Consider the following 17,661-nt stretch of genomic DNA (forward strand, 5'->3'; position numbering starts at 1 on the left):
ATATTTAATGAATAAAAAATCAAAATAAAGCAAAAATTAAATATGAATAGTCATTTTGATCCTTAAGTATATGGATGTCATGTAATGCTAAAAACCACGATTATCGGAGCCAGCGGCTACACCGGCGCAGAGTTGGCTTTAATGGTCAACAAACACCCTGAACTCACGCTATCAGGTTTATACGTTTCCGCCAATAGCGTAGATGCAGGAAAGAATATTGCTCAATTGCACGGCAAGCTAGCGGGTGTGATTGATATGCCAGTTTCACCACTGACTGACCCTGAGCAAGTTGCTCAAGTGTCTGATGTGGTCTTTCTGGCAACGGCACATGAAGTGAGCCATGACTTAGCTCCTATCTTCTTAGAGGCGGGATGTCAGGTATTCGATTTATCTGGTGCATTTCGTGTGAAAAGCGAAGGCTTCTACGACACCTTTTATGGCTTCGAACATCAATATAACAACTGGCTAGATAAAGCAGCATACGGCTTAGCAGAGTGGAACCAAGAATCAATAAAAACCACTCCTTTGATTGCAGTGGCAGGTTGCTACCCAACCGCTTCACAGCTTGCAATCAAACCTTTATTAGAACACGCATTACTGGATACCAACCAATGGCCTGTGATTAATGCAACCAGTGGTGTATCAGGTGCAGGGCGTAAAGCTTCCATGGTTAACAGCTTCTGCGAAGTGAGCTTGCAACCTTACGGTGTCTTTAACCATCGTCATCAACCAGAGATTGCTCAGCATTTAGGTTGCGATGTGATTTTTACTCCACACCTAGGCAACTTCAAACGCGGCATTCTTGCCACTATCACGATGAAATTGGCACAAGGTGTGACGGAAGCACAAGTGGTACAAGCGTTTGAACAAGCTTACCAAGGCAAGCCAGCGGTTCGCCTTAAAGGTGACGGTATTCCACGTATTCAGGATGTCGAAAATACGCCTTTTTGTGATATCGGCTGGAAGGTACAAGGCGAACACATCATTGTGATTTCGGCGATCGACAACCTACTTAAAGGTGCATCGAGTCAAGCGATGCAATGTCTCAATATTCATTACGGTTACCCAGAACTGACAGCGTTGCTGTAGTCGTTGAAAGAGGGAAATGCGATGACGCAAACCAATCAAGCTCCTTTAGTCATTAAGCTCGGTGGTGCAGCCCTATCTTGCACTCAAACCTTAAGCCAACTGTTTGGTGCCATTGCGGCTTACCAAAAGTCGGCACAGCGACAAATCGCCATCGTTCATGGCGGTGGCTACCTAGTTGATGAATTGATGGCAAAGCTTCAGCTTGAAACCGTAAAGAAAAACGGTCTTCGCGTAACGCCTTATGAGCAAATTCCTGTGATTGCAGGCGCGCTTGCAGGCACAGCAAACAAATTGCTTCAAGGTCAAGCGATTGCGGATGGTCTGAATGCAGTGGGTCTTAGTCTCGCTGATGGTGGGTTATGTCATGTTGAAGAACTTGACCCAGAGCTAGGCGCTGTAGGCAAAGCATCACCGGGTGATTCAACCCTATTACAAGCGGTGCTAAACGCAGGTGCACTGCCGATCATCAGCTCAATTGGTCTGACTGAAAAAGGTCAGATGATGAATGTGAATGCTGACCAAGCTGCGGTTGCTGTGGCCGGAGCATTGGATGCGGAGTTAGTGCTTCTGTCTGATGTGAGCGGTGTACTCGATGGCAAAGGGCATTTGATCAAAACGCTATCTGAGCAAGAAGCCGATGCATTGATCAAAGGGCAAGTGATCACCGACGGCATGATCGTCAAAGTTAAAGCCGCTTTGGAGGCCGCCAATGATCTTGGTCGTCCTATCGAAGTCGCGACATGGCGTTACCCAGAGAAACTGACCCAGCTATTCGCGGGTGAAAGTATCGGAACGCAGTTTCTGCCGCAATAGAGCAGAAGCAAACCAGTTAAAGAATTGAACATTAGGAAGTGGTTGGCACTGACCGCCGAGAGCAGCGCCAGTTAAGTTTGGAGAAAAAACATGAGCAAAGTGAACGTAAATAAAGTGGTAGTCGCATACTCAGGCGGTCTAGATACTTCAGTAATCATCCCGTGGCTAAAAGAGAACTACGACTGTGAAGTAGTAGCTTTCGTTGCCGATGTTGGTCAAGGTGCAGAGGAGCTAGAAGGTATTGAAGCGAAAGCAAAAGCTTCTGGTGCTTCTGAATGTTACATCGCTGATCTGAAAGAAGAAATGGTAGCGGATTACATTTACCCTACGCTAAAAACCGGTGCTTACTACGAAGGTAAATACTTACTAGGTACATCAATGGCGCGTCCAATCATTGCCAAAGCGCAGGTTGAAGTTGCACGTAAAGTGGGCGCAGACGCTCTGTGCCATGGTTGTACAGGTAAAGGTAATGACCAAGTACGTTTTGAAGGTGCATTTGCAGCACTAGCACCAGATCTGCATGTTATTGCGCCTTGGCGTGAATGGGATCTCGTGAGCCGTGAAGAGTGCTTAGATTACCTAGCAGAGCGTAACATTCCTTGTTCAGCATCTCTTACTAAGATTTACTCGCGTGATGCGAACGCATGGCACATTTCTACTGAAGGTGGCGTTCTAGAAGATACATGGAACGCGCCAAATGAAGATTGCTGGGCTTGGACTGTAGACCCAGAGCAAGCACCGAATGAAGCAGAAACCGTGACGCTGAAAGTAGCGAAAGGTGAAGTTGTTGAGGTAGACGGTGAAGCGATGACACCATATAACGCGTTGGTTTACCTAAACGAAAAAGGTGCGAAGCACGGTGTTGGTCGTATCGATATCGTCGAAAACCGTCTAGTGGGAATGAAGTCTCGTGGTTGTTACGAAACTCCGGGGGGCACCATCATGATGGAAGCACTGCGTGCGGTAGAGCAACTGGTGCTGGATAAAGCGTCATTTGAATTCCGCGAGGAGCTTGGTCTGAAAGCATCACACCTTGTTTATGATGGTCGTTGGTTCACGCCGCTATGCAAGTCTATTCTTGCGGCTTCTGAAGAGCTCGCGCAAGACGTGAATGGCGAAGTGGTTGTGAAGCTTTACAAAGGTCACGCAACGGTAACGCAAAAACGTTCGGATAACAGTTTGTACTCTGAAGAGTTTGCTACTTTTGGTGAAGATGAAGTTTATGACCAAAGCCATGCTGAAGGCTTTATCCGTCTTTACTCACTATCAAGCCGTATCCGTGCGCTGAACAGCCAGAAAAAATAAGCCAATTTAACGTCTTATAAGATAAGAGACCTGCCACTATTGGCAGGTCTTTTTGGTTTTTGCTGACCTTATTGGCATAAAGATAAAACAGTTATGAATAAATATGTAGAAATATTGAATTTCTACTTTATTTTTGTCTACGATTATCGTAACGTTGAGGCATAAGAAAAAGTGAGCAAATGACCACCGATTTGGTCAACACTTAATGAATAACACGTTAGCGTAAGCAATAGTCATCAGGAGAGACGCAATGGCATTATGGGGCGGAAGATTTACCCAAGCGGCAGATACCAGATTTAAAGACTTCAACGATTCGTTGCGTTTCGATTACCGATTGGCTGAGCAAGACATCGTAGGCTCAATTGCGTGGTCTAAAGCATTGCTGTCTGTTGACGTGTTATCTGCAGATGAACAACAAAAGCTTGAGCTAGCACTAAATGAACTCAAGCTTGAAGTGATGGAAGACCCACATCAAATCTTACGGTCAGACGCTGAAGATATCCACTCTTGGGTCGAGCAGCAGCTGATCAATAAAGTTGGTGACCTAGGTAAAAAGCTACACACGGGACGTTCTCGTAACGACCAAGTTGCAACCGATCTCAAGCTTTGGTGTCGTCAGCAAGGTCAACAACTGTTGATTGCACTTGATCGCCTACAAACTCAAATGGTTGGCGTTGCTAAGCAGCATCAAGGTACTGTTCTTCCTGGTTATACGCACTTACAACGTGCTCAGCCTGTGACGTTTGCTCACTGGTGCTTGGCTTATGTTGAAATGTTTGAGCGTGATTACTCACGTCTGAACGATGCGCTAAAGCGTTTGGATACGTGTCCACTCGGCTCGGGTGCGCTTGCGGGGACCGCTTACCCTATCGACCGTGAAGAGCTGGCTCACAACCTTGGTTTCCACCGTGCGACACGTAACTCGCTAGACTCGGTTTCTGACCGTGACCATGTGATGGAACTGATGTCTGTGGCATCTATTTCAATGTTGCACCTATCTCGCTTGGCAGAAGACATGATCTTCTACAACTCGGGTGAGTCTAACTTTATTGAACTAGCCGATACCGTGACGTCAGGTTCTTCGTTGATGCCGCAAAAGAAAAACCCAGATGCATTAGAGCTTATTCGAGGCAAGACAGGTCGTGTATACGGCGCGCTTGCTGGCATGATGATGACGGTGAAAGCGCTGCCACTGGCTTACAACAAAGACATGCAAGAAGACAAAGAAGGTCTGTTCGATGCGCTTGATACATGGAATGACTGTATGGAAATGGCAGCATTGTGTTTCGATGGCATTAAAGTTAATGGCGAGCGTACGTTAGAAGCGGCGAAGCAAGGTTACGCAAACTCAACTGAGCTGGCGGATTACCTAGTGGCGAAAGGCATCCCATTCCGTGAAGCGCACCATATCGTCGGTGTTGCTGTGGTTGGTGCAATTGCCAAAGGCTGTGCGTTAGAAGAGTTGTCGATTGAAGAATTGAAATCTTTCTCTGAAGTGATTGAGGCGGATGTGTATGACATCTTGACCATCGATTCATGCCTTGAGAAACGTTGTGCGCTTGGTGGCGTGTCGCCGCAGCAAGTGGCTTATGCTGTCGACCAAGCAGACAAGCGTCTATCTCAACGTGACACTTCAGCAGTCAAAGTACGTCCAGCACGTCTGACAGATATTGAGACACTGGAAGGCATGGTGGCGTACTGGGCAAATATGGGTGAGAATCTACCACGCTCACGTAATGAGTTGGTACGTGACATTGGTTCTTTCGCGGTTGCAGAGCACCACGGAGAAGTCACTGGTTGTGCGTCTTTGTATGTCTATGACTCAGGCTTAGCAGAGATTCGCTCTTTAGGTATTGAAGCGGGTTGGCAAGGTCAAGGGCAGGGCAGTGCGATTGTGAACTATCTGGTTGAGAAGGCGCGCCAGATGGCTATTAAGAAAGTCTTTGTGCTGACACGTACGCCAGAGTTCTTTATGAAGCAAAGCTTCTTGCCAACGTCGAAGTCATTGCTGCCAGAGAAAGTACTGAAAGATTGCGATCAGTGCCCACGTCAGCATGCATGTGATGAAGTTGCACTGGAGATCAACTTGTTCGAACAATTGATCCAGAAAAGTAACGTAGCCTAGGTTAATGATTCTACTAGTATTTAAGAAAATACTAAAAAAATCAGAAAAAATTTGGAACCTTTGAGAGGAAGCCCGGTCTATTAAAGTACCACTGCTTTTTCTTAGAAGAATCTAAGAGAGCCCCAAGACCGGTATTGGTTTTGGGGCTTTTTTCTATCTGTCATCTGGATGATGATCATCTTTATTTTGTTTTCTATGGCGGCGCTGCCACGGCAGAATAACGAAGCGCATCCAGAGGTGTAAAAACAGCAGACCATTAAACGCAAAGCCCGCAAAGATCAGTGCGATCGACTCGATGCTTTGTGGATCATCTTTAAATGCAAACCACCATACGATCCAACATAAGACAGAGAGCACGGTAAGTTGATCCATGCATCGCTGGCAACGCCCGATTTTTTTCCAAAACCAATGCTCTTGGCAACTTCGACAAGTCATTGTTCTACCCAAACTATCTATTTGCTTCTGATTATAACCTCAACTCCTGCTTGGTAGTGTTTTTGCTTGGTTTCTTAGTCTCGCTTATCAAACCAAAAATGAAAAATTAGCTTGGTCAAAATTGTGTAGCACGTAATTGATGTATGGTGCGCTGTCAGCCTGACAATAGGAAAAATAATAATGTCGACAGAACTTAAAGTAGCACTTGGTTTAGCGGGTAGCTTTTTCACGATTGGATTAACAGCCATTGTGTTGGTGAGTCGCTATGCAATGATGACTGCATAACCACAGCTCTATTGATTCTTGAATTGATAAAGCTGAAAGAAGAAAGCCTCGTCTATGACGAGGCTTTTTGTTTATCGATGTTAAGGAAAATGAGGGCAGGATTAGCAACCAGGACCACAGTCTAGGCAGTGCTTGATTGTCTCTGGACCTAAGTGAAGTTTTGCATTCAAATCTCGCAGTGCGGTGCGAACGCCTTCTTCAATTACTGGGTGGTAAAACGGCATATCCAACATTGCTGAAACTGTCATTTTATTTTGATGTGCCCAAGCGAGCAGGTGGGCTAAGTGCTCGGCGTTTGGTCCCATCATTTCTGCGCCCAAGAAGCGTCCGGTGCCTTGTTCTCCGTACACATGCAATATGCCTTTATTGCGTAGCATCACTCGTGAGCGACCTTGGCTTTCAAACGAGACTTCTCCGGTTGCGAAACAGCCGCAGGTGCCTAAACGTGCTTCCAATTGCTTAAAGGTTTCACCAACCATGGCAAGTTGTGGATCAGAGAATACAGCAGAAATAGGCGAGCGGCGCAAACCTGCACGAATATCAGGAAAGCGGCCCGCGTTATCACCAGCAATACGACCTTGGTCTGCCGCTTCGTGAAGCAGTGGAATTTGGTTACTTGCATCGCCTGCGATGAAGATGCTCTCTACCGAAGTTTGCAATGTATAGTGATCCGCGGTTGGTACACCACGCTCATCCAGTGCGACACTGGTGTTTTCAATCGCGAGCTTATCCACATTCGGGCGACGACCTGTTGCTGCCAATACGTAATCGACAATAAAGGTTTCTAGTTCACCATCGTGGTTGATGAACTGAATTTCGACCTTATCTTCACCGTTATTTTCTGGCGAAGCAATACGTTTCATGCTTTCGACTTTTACATCGGCATCAAGGTAAAACTCTTCTTTGAATGCTTTATCGGCGTACGCCATCACTTCAGGGTCCGTCAATGGTCCTACTTGACCACCAAGACCAAATAGCTTCACATTTACTCCTAAACGATGCAGCGCTTGACCCAATTCAAGACCAATGACACCTGGACCAAATACTGCAACGGATTCTGGCAAGTCATCCCAATCGAATACATCATCGTTAATGACTAGGCGATCGCCGAGCTCATTCCATACCGCTGGGTATGCTGGACGTGAGCCTGTTGCGATCACAATGCGTTTTGCAGTGATCTGAGTGTGGTCATTAACGACTAGCGTATCGTCATCAATAAACTTGGCATAGCCTGAAACTTTATCTTCAGCAGGGATCTCATCGACGCCTTCCAACACAAAGCCAACAAAGCGGTCACGTTCACGCTTTACTCGATCCATTACTTCACTACCGTTAATGTAAATCTCGCCTTGTGGGTGCACGCCGAAACCTGGTGCTTTCTCGATTTGATGTACGCTTTCTGCTGCAGCGATCAAAAGTTTTGAAGGCATACAACCTACACGAGCACATGTTGTGCCGTAAGGACCACCTTCGATCATCACAACACTGTCTGTGTGTGCTTTTGCTGCGCGGTATGCACCAAGACCTGCTGTACCACCACCAATGATTGCTACGTCAACATTTAACTGTTTCATAATGGATTCTCGTTTTGTCCAAACTGAGTTGAGATGACTAAGTTTAGAAGAGTGAATTTGAGTTCATTAATCTTGATAGTCCGAAGAAGAGCAGTGATCAAGACTAAGCATAGGAAGTGATTGAGGGGGTAGTCTCCCGGGCGAGGGATGCTCCGGGAGACTGAGGGCTGAGTTCTGGACAGCTAAATTGCCAACCCAAGCCCATTAGGCAAATTATTAACCTAGGTAAGCTTCTAATTCTTCGCTACCACCGATGTGTTTACCACCGATGAACACTTGAGGAACCGTCGTACGACCCGAAATTGCACGTAGACTGACTGTTGTTGCGTCTTTACCCAAAATCACTTCTTCATATTGAAGACCGTGGTCAATCAGATTTTGTTTCGCTTTCATGCAGAAAGGGCAACCTGGTTTAGTGAACACAGTGATCGATTCTTGAGTTTTGTACTCAGGTGCTACGTAGTTCATCATTGTGTCTGCATCAGAAACTTTGAACGGGTCGCCTGGTTCGTTTGGTTCAATAAACATTTTCTCAACCACACCGTTTTTCACTAGCATGCTGTAACGCCATGAACGCTTGCCGAAGCCGATGTCGTTTTTGTCTACTAGCATACCCATGCCATCTGTGAACTCACCGTTACCATCTGGGATGAAAGTGATGTTTTCAGCTTCTTGGTCAGCTTTCCATGCATTCATTACAAACGTGTCGTTTACTGATACACATAGAATCTCATCCACACCATGCTCTTTAAATACTGAGAATAACTCGTTGTAACGAGGTAGGTGGCTTGACGAACAGGTTGGAGTAAACGCACCTGGCAAGCTGAATACGATAACCGTTCTGTCTTTAAACAGTTCATCCGTGGTTACGTTCACCCATGCGTCACCTTTACGAACAGGAAAAGTAACTTGTGGTACAGCTTGACCTTCTTTTGATGCAAACATGATGATTTCCTTTTTAAATTTATGAAATAATTCGTTTTCGAGCTTAGCGTTATTTGTCGCTCAGTTTCGTTTTGTTGAGCTCATTATTGAAAAAAAACTTTGATAGCTCTAATCGTTTAATGCTATGGTTTTGATAGATTATTTCTATCGCCAAACAAGAAGCGAATCGTACGTATGAATATCCGAGATTTTGAGTACTTGGTGGCGCTTGCGGAGCACAAGCATTTTCGAAAAGCAGCAGAAGCCTGTTTTGTTAGCCAACCAACTTTAAGTGGCCAGATTCGAAAACTAGAAGACGAACTTGGTACAGCCTTACTAGAAAGGAGCAGCCGTCGAGTGCTGTTTACTGATTCTGGTTTGCAATTGGTGGAGCAAGCAAAACGCATCTTAAGTGAAGTGAAAACTTTCAAAGATATGGCGAGCGGTCAAAGCGGTGCGATGACCGGTCCAATGCATATTGGCTTTATTCCAACCGTTGGTCCTTACCTATTGCCAAAAATCGTCCCTCGACTGAAAGAAGAGTTTCCTGAGTTAGAACTGTTTTTACATGAGGCTCAAACCCACCAACTGGTACGTCAGTTGGAAGAAGGTAAGCTTGATTGTCTTGTACTAGCGTCAGTTGATGAAACAGCTCCGTTTAAAGAGATTGAAGTCTATAACGAGCCGTTGAGTGTTGCTGTACCTTGCGATCACGAATGGGCTGGTTTAGACCATATAGACATGTTGGATCTTAATGGCCGAACCGTTTTAGCGCTAGGAGATGGTCACTGTCTACGCGACCAAGCGCTTGGTTTTTGCTTTGCTGCAGGAGCAAAAGATGACGAGCGCTTTAAAGCCACCAGCCTAGAAACATTACGTAATATGGTTGCGGCGGGCGCAGGTATCACGTTATTACCACAGTTATCTGTACCGCATGAGAAGAAGAAGGATGGTGTCTGTTATGTCCCTGCGATTAATCCAACGCCTTCTCGCAGCATTGTTTTAGTTTATCGTCCGGGCTCTCCACTGCGTGCTCGTTTCGAAACCTTGGCTGCAACGATTAAAGGGGTACTAGAGGCTCAGGAAGACTCTATTGCCGCTTAAGCGCAAGTTAATATAGGAAAAGGGAGCCCAATGGCTCCCTTTTTTGTTTTATCTGATGAGTGGTTGTTAGAATAACTCTTCTGAGCCGCTACCACCACCTGAATAGATACTGTCTTCTAAACTGTTACCGACGTACTCAGTTGGCTCAGTTCCTTTCTCAAAATATTCGAACATGGATGAACCATCGACTTTATGAGTCAGAAGACCGCTATCACGATCAATACGAACACGGACGATATCTTCTGGGATGTTTTTCGCTTTTTGAGGCGTACCTTCAAGTGCGACGCGCATGAAATCAATCCAAGCTGGCTCAGCTGTCTTCGCCCCCGATTCCGCACCAGAAATCTGCCCTTTACCAAGGTTGCTGTTCACAGTCGTTCGACCTAGAGTGCGGGAGTGATCGTCAAAGCCAACCCATGCAATAGCGACAATGCCCGGACCGTAACCGTTATACCATGTATCTTTTGAATCGTTGGTTGTACCGGTCTTACCGCCAATATCGCGGCGTTCGAGTTTCTGAGCGCGCCAACCTGTGCCGTTCCAACCAGTACCATCACGCCAGCTACCGCCGCCCCAAATGTTGCTGTACATCATCTCACGCATTAAGAATGCGTTTTGTGCTGAGATAACTTGCTTCGCATATTGTGGTGTATCGTCTTCTAATGCGTTGTCTGATGTTGGCTCATCCATTGCGATATCTTGCTCGCCAAACTCTGCGGCAAACTTATCTTCAACCGGCGCTTCTTGCTCCATTTGAGGGCAATCATGCTGACAGATAACTTTTGGATTGGCTTTAAATAGCACTTCACCGAAAGAGTCTTCAACGTGGTCAATGTAGAATGGTTCAACATAGTAACCACCGTTGGCAAAGACCGAGTAACCTTGTGCTACTTTCATCGGCGTTAAGCTACCCGCACCAAGCGCAATAGTCTCTGAACGCGGCACTTCATTGATATCAAAACCAAAGCGAGTCAGGTATTCGCGAGTCGCATCTAAGCCTACTTCACGCAAAGTGCGCACCGCCATTACGTTTTTCGATTGTGCTAAACCGATACGTAGACGAGTAGGACCAATGTATGTCGGTGGTGAGTTCTTCGGACGCCATGCCGAACCAGAACCTGCATCCCATTTGTTGATGGGAGCATCGTTAACTAATGATGCCAGCGTTAGACCTTTATTGATCGCAGCAGAGTAGATGAAAGGCTTAATACTTGAACCTACCTGACGGACCGACATGGTCGCACGGTTAAATTTGCTATGGACGAAGTTAAAACCACCAACGAGAGAAAGTACCGCACCATTTTCTGGGTTCATTGCGACAAACGCGGTGTTTGCATTTGGCACTTGGCTCAACTTCCAATTGTTGATGGTGTTGCCATCTTTGTCAGTTGTGCTGACTTCGCGAACCCAAACTTGCTGGCCTACTTCTAGGATCTCTTGCGCTGATTTTGGTGCTGCGCCTTGGCGTTCATCAGTCAGGAACTTACGAGCCCAGCTCATGCCTGTCCAAGCGAGAGTTTGTTCGTCGTTGTTTTTCACCCAAACTTGTGCCGTTTTACCGTCTACTTTGGTCACAACCGCTGGATAAAGTTGACCATATGTTGGCTGCTTCTTCAGATGCTTCTCAATCTGCTCTGTATCCCAAGCCGGTTCGCCTTGTTTCCACAGTACTTTCTCTGCTCCGCGATAGCCGTGACGTTCATCGTAAGCAAGGATATTGTTGATGGATGCTTTGTTTGCTGCGTCTTGAAGCTTTGAATCTACCGTCATGTAAATGTTCAAACCAGACGTATACGCTTTGTCTGCACCGTATTCTTTTACTGCCCAAGAACGTGCTAGTTCTGCGACGTATGGGGCAGACAGTTCGATTTCAGCGCTATGGTAGCGTGCCACAATTGGCTCTGCGCGTGCTTCATCGTATTGCGCTTGAGTGATGTATTTCTCATCCAGCATACGCATCAATACCACATTACGACGCTTTGTCGCTCGCTCTAGTGAGTAAAGTGGGTTCATGGTTGATGGCGCTTTTGGCATACCTGCTAACGTAGCAATCTCGCTGAGAGTCAGTTCATTCAAACTCTTACCGAAATAAACCTGAGCTGCTGCACCAAAACCGTAAGAGCGATAGCCAAGGAAAATCTTGTTAACGTATAGCTCCATGATCTCTTGTTTTGTCAACAACTGCTCAATGTGAATCGCAATGAAGATCTCTTTCACTTTACGCATGATTTTCTTCTCATTAGATAAGAAGAAGTTACGCGCTAGCTGTTGAGTGATGGTACTCGCACCTTGTTTTGCAGAACCAGATAACGCCACCACAACAGCAGCACGAGTAATACCGATTGGATCGATACCAGGGTGCTCATAAAAGCGGCTATCTTCGGTCGCAATCAGCGCGTGAATCAAATCTTGCGGAATTTCGTCGTAGGTAACAGGAATTCGGCGCTTCTCGCCAAACTGTGCGATCAGTTTCCCATCTTGACTAAAAACCTGCATAGGTGTTTGTAATTCAACATCTTTTAGGGTTGCAACATCTGGCAATTCAGGCTTCACGTACTGATAGAAGCCAAAAATTGTGGTGACTCCAAGAATTATGCAAATCAATGTTAAAAATAATAAACGCTTTATGAACTTCACCGGAGAATCCCTGATTGGTTGAGGCTGTGTAACGGCAAACCCTTGTACTCTTAGGTCAAAAATTTAGCACATAAGAGGTATTAACTCCTATTTGGGTGCTAATAACAACCTTTGCACGAAGAAAATTCTCTGTGCGCTAACTACATAAGCACGCAGGAATTTCGGAGCGAGAGTAGAGATGGATAAGCTATTAGTTACGGGCATAGATATTGGCCATAACAGCCTCAAAGCCGTGGTACTTAAACCCAATGGCAACAGTTACGCCTTATTGGGTTACAAAGAAATAATACTTAAGGAAGGTATTGTCGCTGAAAATAACACCATAAATCATCAAGAAATTGTAAAGACCCTTAAAGAGATAAGAAAAGAGCTGCCATTTTGGGCTCGACGGGTCGCAATTTCTGTTCCTGATAATGCCGTGATCAGCAAGAAGCTGCAAATTGAGCAGAACTTGGAGGAGAGTGAGAAAGAGTTTGCCGTGGTGCAAGCTTTCTCGCATCAATCCCCATTTCCTGTTGAAGAGCTCAGTCTTGATTTTGTAAAGCTTGATGCCGATGAGCAGATGCGTGGAACAGACAGTTATCAAGTATTCGCGACTCGCAAAGATGTCGTTGAAACTCGCGTCGATGCTCTGCAAAAGTCAGGCTTGAAAACCGTGCTGGTGGACGTGCATTCACAAAGTTTAGGGCATATGTGGAAGCTGGCTGTCGAGCGCTTCCCTGAAAAGAGCAAGTATTGCATGTTGGATATCAGTGCATTGAGCAGCTCTTTCACCATGTTTACAGAGCAGAGTGAATTGTTCCACAAGGAATTTTCTTACGGCACGCGCACTTCAAATGATCTATTTCAGCAAGACCCTCTTGCTGAAGACACGCAGGTTGCTACCGAGCAGTTTAATCGACAAATCGTTGATCGTGTAAAGCGCCAGATTCAGCTCTATACCTCGATTAATGGAAGTCAAGACATCAAAGGCATTTGGTTGTCTGGTGAAGGTGCAGCTACGCCAATGTTAGCAGAAGAACTTTCAAGTCAGTTGGCATTGGAGTGTGAGTTGCTTAATCCGCTCAGTCTATTCGAGATGAAAGTATCGAAACGCAAACGCCGTGCAGCAGATTGGCAGCATTTTACTGCGGCTGCGGGCTTAGCGGTTAGAGGTATTCAATGGCTAGGAGGCAAACATGCTGTATCACATTAACCTCCTTGCATGGCGTGAGAATCAACGTGAAGAACACCGCCGCCGCTTTCTCAGTTTGATCGTCTTGGGGGTGATTGTTGCGTTGGGCGTGCAATGGGGCATTGGTAAGTTCTATCAATATCAGCAGGATCAACAACAGCAGCGCCTTGATTATTTGGCGCACTATATCTCCCAGCTTGATAAACGAATCGAAGCGATGAAGATTGCTGAACAAGAGCACAGCAAGATCTTGGAGAGGTTAAAGATCGTTGAAGGTTTGCAAAATGGGCGTAATAAAACCACGGAGTTCATGAACCTGATGCCGTCGGTGATCCCTGAAGGAGTCTACGTCGATAAGATCAAAATGAATGATTATGAAATTGAAATCTCGGGTATCTCTGATAGTACACCTCGCTTGGCCACCATGCTCGACAACATGGAGCGTTCAGCCAAGCTGCTAGATGTCGACATGCATTCTATCGTTCATGGTAAAGCGCGTTTTGGGAAAGAGTTTCAGACTTTCAAAGTTTCCTTCATGTTCAAAGACGCCTCGGTGAAAGGAGGTAACCAACATGGTTAATTGGCAAGATCTAGAAATGGATGAGATCGCTGAGTGGCCATTGGTGCCTCAGATAGTAGTGATCTTGTTGTTAGTTGTGCTGATTCAAGGCCTTGGTTATTGGTTTTATTTAAAGCCAGAGCAAGAACAGCTGAATAACCTTATTCAAGAAGAACAAACCTTAAAAGTTGCGTTACGGATCAAAGCGAACAAAGTCGCTGCTTTGCCTCAATTGCAATCGCAACTTGATGAGCTTACTACTCGATACGAATTGCTACTGCAACAACTGCCTGCACAGAAAGAGCTGGCAACCATGTTGGCTTCGGTGAATGAACTCGGAATTGATAATAAGTTGACGTTCACCCGAATCGACTGGGGTGATAAGCAATCAGAACACTTCCTTTATCGTTTACCGCTCGACATTGAGTTGACAGGGGATTTTCATGATATCGGTCGTTTCTCCCAAGCGATTGCGACGTTGCCACGCATCATCACTTTTAAAGACGTGACTTGGCAGCGTGTCAGCCAAGAGAGTGAAACTCTGCACTTTCGTGTGAAAGCAAACACTTACCAGTTCAAACCAGAGGTGAAGAAAGATGAGAAGTAAATCTTTGCTGATGGTGTGTATTGCTGGCGTTTTGACTGCCTGCCAAGCCAATGATGAATCACTGACGGAATTTATTCGTGACGTGGAGAACCAAGCTCGCCGTGATGTCACCAAACTGCAGCCTGTTGAAGAGTATGTTGTCGTTAATTACGAACCCGAAATATTGCGTGCACCTTTCGAATTACCAAAAGAGGCAACGATTGCGACTCAACCTGTTGCAAGAAAAGACTGCTGGCAACCTCCTTCAAGAAAGCGAACTGGCAAATTGGAAAGGTTTCCTCTTGCGCAACTGCGCTTGAAGGGTGTGATGGGTATCGGCAGCAGTGTTTCTGGGTTGGTTCAGGCTCCGAATGGCACTGTTTACAAAGTAAAACCAGGTCAATACCTCGGACGCAACAATGGCAAGGTTACCCATGTATCCCACAACTATTTATTGATTAATGAAACCTTGCCAGACGGTTTGGGCTGTTGGCAAAAACGCAAAGTTAAGTTGGCTTTGAGATAGGCATAGCTGCATTTATTTTTGATATTGAGTAATGATGAAAATGAGACAAGGATTAACACTGACACCAAGGAAGCTAACAGGGCTCTTCTCTTTATGGTTGTTTCTACTTTTAGCCCCTTTAGTCGCAGCGGAAGAAGTAAAGTCTAACTCGCTTAAGAGCATCGACTTCCGTACTAATAAAGATAAAGACGCGGTTATCGTCGTAGAGCTTGCATCGCCAGCTGCTATTGTTGATATCAAGCGTGTGCAAGAAGGTTTAAGTATCGACTTGCTCAATACGTCAGTTAAAGACGATCAGCTTTATCTACTTGATGTAAAAGACTTCTCTACAGTGGTAGAGAGTGTTGAGGTTTTCCGCGATACCTCTACGACGCGTTTGGTCGCTTACATTGATGAAGATTATACCCATGACTATCGCCTCACAGGACGTTACCTTGAGGTGAAGGTTGGTAAGCTCAAAGCCAACGAAAAAGCACCAGACAAAAGTATTCTGGAAAAAGAAGGCAAGTTGATTTCGATTAACTTCCAAGATATTCCGGTGCGAAATGTGCTGCAGCTTATTGCCGATTACAACCAGTTTAACCTTGTGGTTTCAGACTCAGTTGAAGGGAACCTGACCTTGCGTTTGGACGGTGTACCTTGGCAACAAGTGCTGGATATCATCCTTCAAGTCAAAGGCTTGGATAAGCGTGTAGATGGTAACGTTATTTTGGTTGCTCCGAAGGATGAGCTCGATCTGCGCGAGAAGCAACAACTAGAAAAACAAAAGCTTGAACAAGAAATGGGTGAACTTTCTTCTGAAATTATCAAAGTGAATTTTGCGAAAGCATCGGATATTGCAGAGATGATTAACGGTGAAGGTAACATTAGTATGCTTTCTGATCGTGGCAGCATGACGATTGATGAGCGTACTAACTCATTATTGATCCGTGAGTTGCCGGAGAATATTCAAGTAATTCGTGAAATCATTGAATCATTAGATATTCCAGTAAAACAAGTTCAGATTGAAGCACGTATCGTGACTATCAATGAAGGTAACATGGATGAACTTGGCGTTCGCTGGGGCTTCACATCGATTAATGGTAGTCATACGGTTGGTGGATCGATCGAGAACAACCTTGCAACTATTGGTCTCTACGATGGCGGCGGTGGCGACGGCGATGGTGAAGACGGTGGCGGCAGTGTTGGTATTGATGACTTCCTGAACGTTAACCTTGCTGCAACCAGCCCGAATGCAACCAGTATTGCTTTCCAAGTTGCGAAACTAGGGTCTGATACTTTGTTGGATTTGGAGTTGTCTGCGTTGCAACAAGAATCAAAAGCAGAAATCATTTCTAGTCCGCGTTTAATTACTACCAATAAGAAGCCAGCTTATATTGAACAAGGTACTGAAATTCCTTACCTAGAATCCTCTTCCAGCGGTGCGACATCCGTAACGTTCAAAAAAGCGGTGCTGAGCTTAAAAGTGACACCGCAGATCACGCCTGATAACCGTTTGGTGCTGGATTTGAGTGTTACGCAAGATAGACCGGGTCAAGTGGTAAAAACTGGTACCGGTGAGGCAGTTGCGATTGATACTCAGCGTATTGGCACTCAAGTATTGGTGAATAATGGTGAGACGGTTGTGCTTGGTGGTATTTTCCAACACAGCATTACAAACTCCGTCGATAAGGTACCTTTATTAGGTGATTTACCGCTCTTAGGGGCACTTTTCCGTCGAAGTTACGAAAATGTCGGTAAAAGTGAGTTGCTGATTTTTGTTACGCCTAAAGTGGTGATTCAGTAAGACTCAGCGAGTAAAAAATCGATTAGATCAAAAATAAAGTTGCATTAGTGGCACCATGCTTGGATAATTTCGGGTCTTATCACGAATTATCTGTGAGGAATTGGTGCCACAAGCCTTGTAGAACAGCAGTTTGGCTGTGTGTTTCTTGTGGCGATCTTATTGAATTAACGTTGTAAATTATCGCTAAATATGGCTGAGAAACGTAATATTTTCCTTGTTGGCCCAATGGGTGCCGGCAAAAGTACAATTGGTAGACATCTAGCACAGCAACTGCATATGGAGTTCGTAGACTCTGATACAGTGATCGAAGAACGCACTGGTGCAGACATTGCTTGGGTTTTTGATGTAGAAGGCGAAGAAGGCTTCCGTAAGCGCGAAGAAGCGGTACTTGAAGACCTAACTCAAGAGCAAGGCATCGTGCTAGCAACAGGCGGTGGTTCTGTTAAGAGCAAAGAAAACCGTAACCGTCTTTCAGCACGTGGTGTTGTTGTTTACCTAGAAACAACTATTGAAAAGCAACTTGCGCGTACAAACCGCGACAAGAAGCGTCCTCTACTTCAAACTGAAAACCCTCGTGAAGTGTTGGAAAGTTTGGCAGGCGAACGTAACCCTCTATACGAAGAAGTAGCGGATTACACAGTTCGTACTGACGATCAGAGTGCAAAAGTGGTAGCCAACCAGATCGTAAAAATGCTAGAAGAGAGATAAGCATTTATCTTTTTCAAATTGGAGCACACCG

15 protein-coding genes are annotated in these 17,661 nt (G+C 45.4%); 11 read left to right on the forward strand and 4 right to left on the reverse strand.

Annotated features, from left to right (window positions below; genetic code table 11):
• Positions 1 to 84 precede the first annotated feature (84 nt).
• The 4 genes from argC to argH all read left to right on the forward strand — a co-directional run bounded on the left by argC (position 85) and on the right by argH (position 5,332).
• A complete protein-coding gene (gene argC / locus OH463_RS24905; RefSeq protein WP_009701791.1) occupies positions 85 to 1,089 on the forward strand; it encodes an N-acetyl-gamma-glutamyl-phosphate reductase in 1,005 nt (334 codons plus the stop codon).
• Positions 1,090 to 1,110: 21 nt separating this feature from the next.
• Positions 1,111 to 1,902, forward strand: coding sequence for an acetylglutamate kinase (gene argB, locus OH463_RS24910; RefSeq protein WP_039842514.1), 792 nt, complete (start codon positions 1,111 to 1,113; stop codon positions 1,900 to 1,902).
• A gap of 90 nt (positions 1,903 to 1,992) precedes the next feature.
• Positions 1,993 to 3,207, forward strand: a complete 1,215-nt coding sequence (locus OH463_RS24915; RefSeq protein ID WP_005451488.1) for an argininosuccinate synthase — start codon at positions 1,993 to 1,995, stop codon at positions 3,205 to 3,207.
• Between the two features lie 250 nt (positions 3,208 to 3,457).
• Positions 3,458 to 5,332, forward strand: coding sequence for an argininosuccinate lyase (gene argH, locus OH463_RS24920; RefSeq protein WP_005432701.1), 1,875 nt, complete (start codon positions 3,458 to 3,460; stop codon positions 5,330 to 5,332).
• A gap of 153 nt (positions 5,333 to 5,485) precedes the next feature.
• Here argH and OH463_RS24925 read toward each other — a convergent pair whose 3' ends face one another.
• The 3 genes from OH463_RS24925 to OH463_RS24935 all read right to left on the reverse strand — a co-directional run bounded on the left by OH463_RS24925 (position 5,486) and on the right by OH463_RS24935 (position 8,571).
• Positions 5,486 to 5,767, reverse strand: a complete 282-nt coding sequence (locus tag OH463_RS24925; RefSeq protein ID WP_026000384.1) for a DUF3624 domain-containing protein — start codon at positions 5,765 to 5,767, stop codon at positions 5,486 to 5,488.
• Between the two features lie 386 nt (positions 5,768 to 6,153).
• Positions 6,154 to 7,626 carry a dihydrolipoyl dehydrogenase gene (locus OH463_RS24930; RefSeq protein ID WP_269993002.1) on the reverse strand — a complete coding sequence of 491 codons (1,473 nt, stop codon included), beginning with the start codon at positions 7,624 to 7,626 and terminating at the stop codon, positions 6,154 to 6,156.
• Positions 7,627 to 7,842: 216 nt separating this feature from the next.
• On the reverse strand, positions 7,843 to 8,571 hold the full coding sequence (locus OH463_RS24935) for a redoxin family protein (protein ID WP_005451494.1): 729 nt from the start codon (positions 8,569 to 8,571) through the stop codon (positions 7,843 to 7,845).
• Positions 8,572 to 8,745: 174 nt separating this feature from the next.
• Between OH463_RS24935 and oxyR the strand changes: the two genes are divergently transcribed.
• Positions 8,746 to 9,654 (forward strand): DNA-binding transcriptional regulator OxyR, encoded by a 909-nt coding sequence (gene oxyR, locus OH463_RS24940; RefSeq protein ID WP_005451495.1) that lies wholly within the window; start codon positions 8,746 to 8,748, stop codon positions 9,652 to 9,654.
• A 66-nt stretch (positions 9,655 to 9,720) separates the two neighbouring features.
• On the opposite strand, the gene OH463_RS24945 is transcribed toward oxyR, so the two are convergent.
• Positions 9,721 to 12,291: a penicillin-binding protein 1A gene (locus OH463_RS24945; protein ID WP_050935720.1), complete on the reverse strand. Its 2,571-nt coding sequence runs from the start codon at positions 12,289 to 12,291 to the stop codon at positions 9,721 to 9,723.
• 178 nt (positions 12,292 to 12,469) lie between these two features.
• Between OH463_RS24945 and pilM the strand changes: the two genes are divergently transcribed.
• The 6 genes from pilM to aroK all read left to right on the forward strand — a co-directional run bounded on the left by pilM (position 12,470) and on the right by aroK (position 17,630).
• Positions 12,470 to 13,486, forward strand: coding sequence for a type IV pilus assembly protein PilM (gene pilM, locus OH463_RS24950; protein WP_269993007.1), 1,017 nt, complete (start codon positions 12,470 to 12,472; stop codon positions 13,484 to 13,486).
• A complete protein-coding gene (locus tag OH463_RS24955) occupies positions 13,470 to 14,045 on the forward strand; it encodes a PilN domain-containing protein (RefSeq protein ID WP_005451499.1) in 576 nt (191 codons plus the stop codon). The genes pilM and OH463_RS24955 overlap by 17 nt, the downstream gene beginning before the upstream one ends.
• Positions 14,038 to 14,631 (forward strand): type 4a pilus biogenesis protein PilO, encoded by a 594-nt coding sequence (locus tag OH463_RS24960; RefSeq protein ID WP_005451500.1) that lies wholly within the window; start codon positions 14,038 to 14,040, stop codon positions 14,629 to 14,631. Before OH463_RS24955 ends, OH463_RS24960 begins: the two co-directional genes overlap by 8 nt.
• Positions 14,621 to 15,136 (forward strand): pilus assembly protein PilP, encoded by a 516-nt coding sequence (locus tag OH463_RS24965; protein WP_005451501.1) that lies wholly within the window; start codon positions 14,621 to 14,623, stop codon positions 15,134 to 15,136. Before OH463_RS24960 ends, OH463_RS24965 begins: the two co-directional genes overlap by 11 nt.
• 34 nt (positions 15,137 to 15,170) lie before the next feature.
• Positions 15,171 to 16,922 (forward strand): type IV pilus secretin PilQ, encoded by a 1,752-nt coding sequence (locus OH463_RS24970; protein ID WP_005451505.1) that lies wholly within the window; start codon positions 15,171 to 15,173, stop codon positions 16,920 to 16,922.
• 189 nt (positions 16,923 to 17,111) lie between these two features.
• The gene (gene aroK, locus OH463_RS24975) at positions 17,112 to 17,630 is read left to right on the forward strand and encodes a shikimate kinase AroK (RefSeq protein ID WP_005451507.1); all 519 of its coding nucleotides are present in this window, start codon (positions 17,112 to 17,114) and stop codon (positions 17,628 to 17,630) included.
• Positions 17,631 to 17,661 lie beyond the last annotated feature (31 nt).

The organism is Vibrio sp. NFR, assembly GCF_027587095.1.
In the GTDB taxonomy this organism is placed as follows: domain Bacteria; phylum Pseudomonadota; class Gammaproteobacteria; order Enterobacterales; family Vibrionaceae; genus Vibrio; species Vibrio harveyi.

Coding starts and splice junctions, on each gene's coding strand:
- OH463_RS24960 (WP_005451500.1), top strand. CDS start 14,038: ATGGTTAATTGGCAAGATCTAGAAATGGATGAGATCGCTGAGTGGCCA.
- OH463_RS24970 (WP_005451505.1), top strand. CDS start 15,171: ATGAAAATGAGACAAGGATTAACACTGACACCAAGGAAGCTAACAGGG.
- argB (WP_039842514.1), top strand. CDS start 1,111: ATGACGCAAACCAATCAAGCTCCTTTAGTCATTAAGCTCGGTGGTGCA.
- OH463_RS24915 (WP_005451488.1), top strand. CDS start 1,993: ATGAGCAAAGTGAACGTAAATAAAGTGGTAGTCGCATACTCAGGCGGT.
- OH463_RS24925 (WP_026000384.1), bottom strand. CDS start 5,767: ATGACTTGTCGAAGTTGCCAAGAGCATTGGTTTTGGAAAAAAATCGGG.
- pilM (WP_269993007.1), top strand. CDS start 12,470: ATGGATAAGCTATTAGTTACGGGCATAGATATTGGCCATAACAGCCTC.
- argC (WP_009701791.1), top strand. CDS start 85: ATGCTAAAAACCACGATTATCGGAGCCAGCGGCTACACCGGCGCAGAG.
- argH (WP_005432701.1), top strand. CDS start 3,458: ATGGCATTATGGGGCGGAAGATTTACCCAAGCGGCAGATACCAGATTT.
- OH463_RS24965 (WP_005451501.1), top strand. CDS start 14,621: ATGAGAAGTAAATCTTTGCTGATGGTGTGTATTGCTGGCGTTTTGACT.
- OH463_RS24935 (WP_005451494.1), bottom strand. CDS start 8,571: ATGTTTGCATCAAAAGAAGGTCAAGCTGTACCACAAGTTACTTTTCCT.
- aroK (WP_005451507.1), top strand. CDS start 17,112: ATGGCTGAGAAACGTAATATTTTCCTTGTTGGCCCAATGGGTGCCGGC.
- OH463_RS24930 (WP_269993002.1), bottom strand. CDS start 7,626: ATGAAACAGTTAAATGTTGACGTAGCAATCATTGGTGGTGGTACAGCA.
- OH463_RS24955 (WP_005451499.1), top strand. CDS start 13,470: ATGCTGTATCACATTAACCTCCTTGCATGGCGTGAGAATCAACGTGAA.
- oxyR (WP_005451495.1), top strand. CDS start 8,746: ATGAATATCCGAGATTTTGAGTACTTGGTGGCGCTTGCGGAGCACAAG.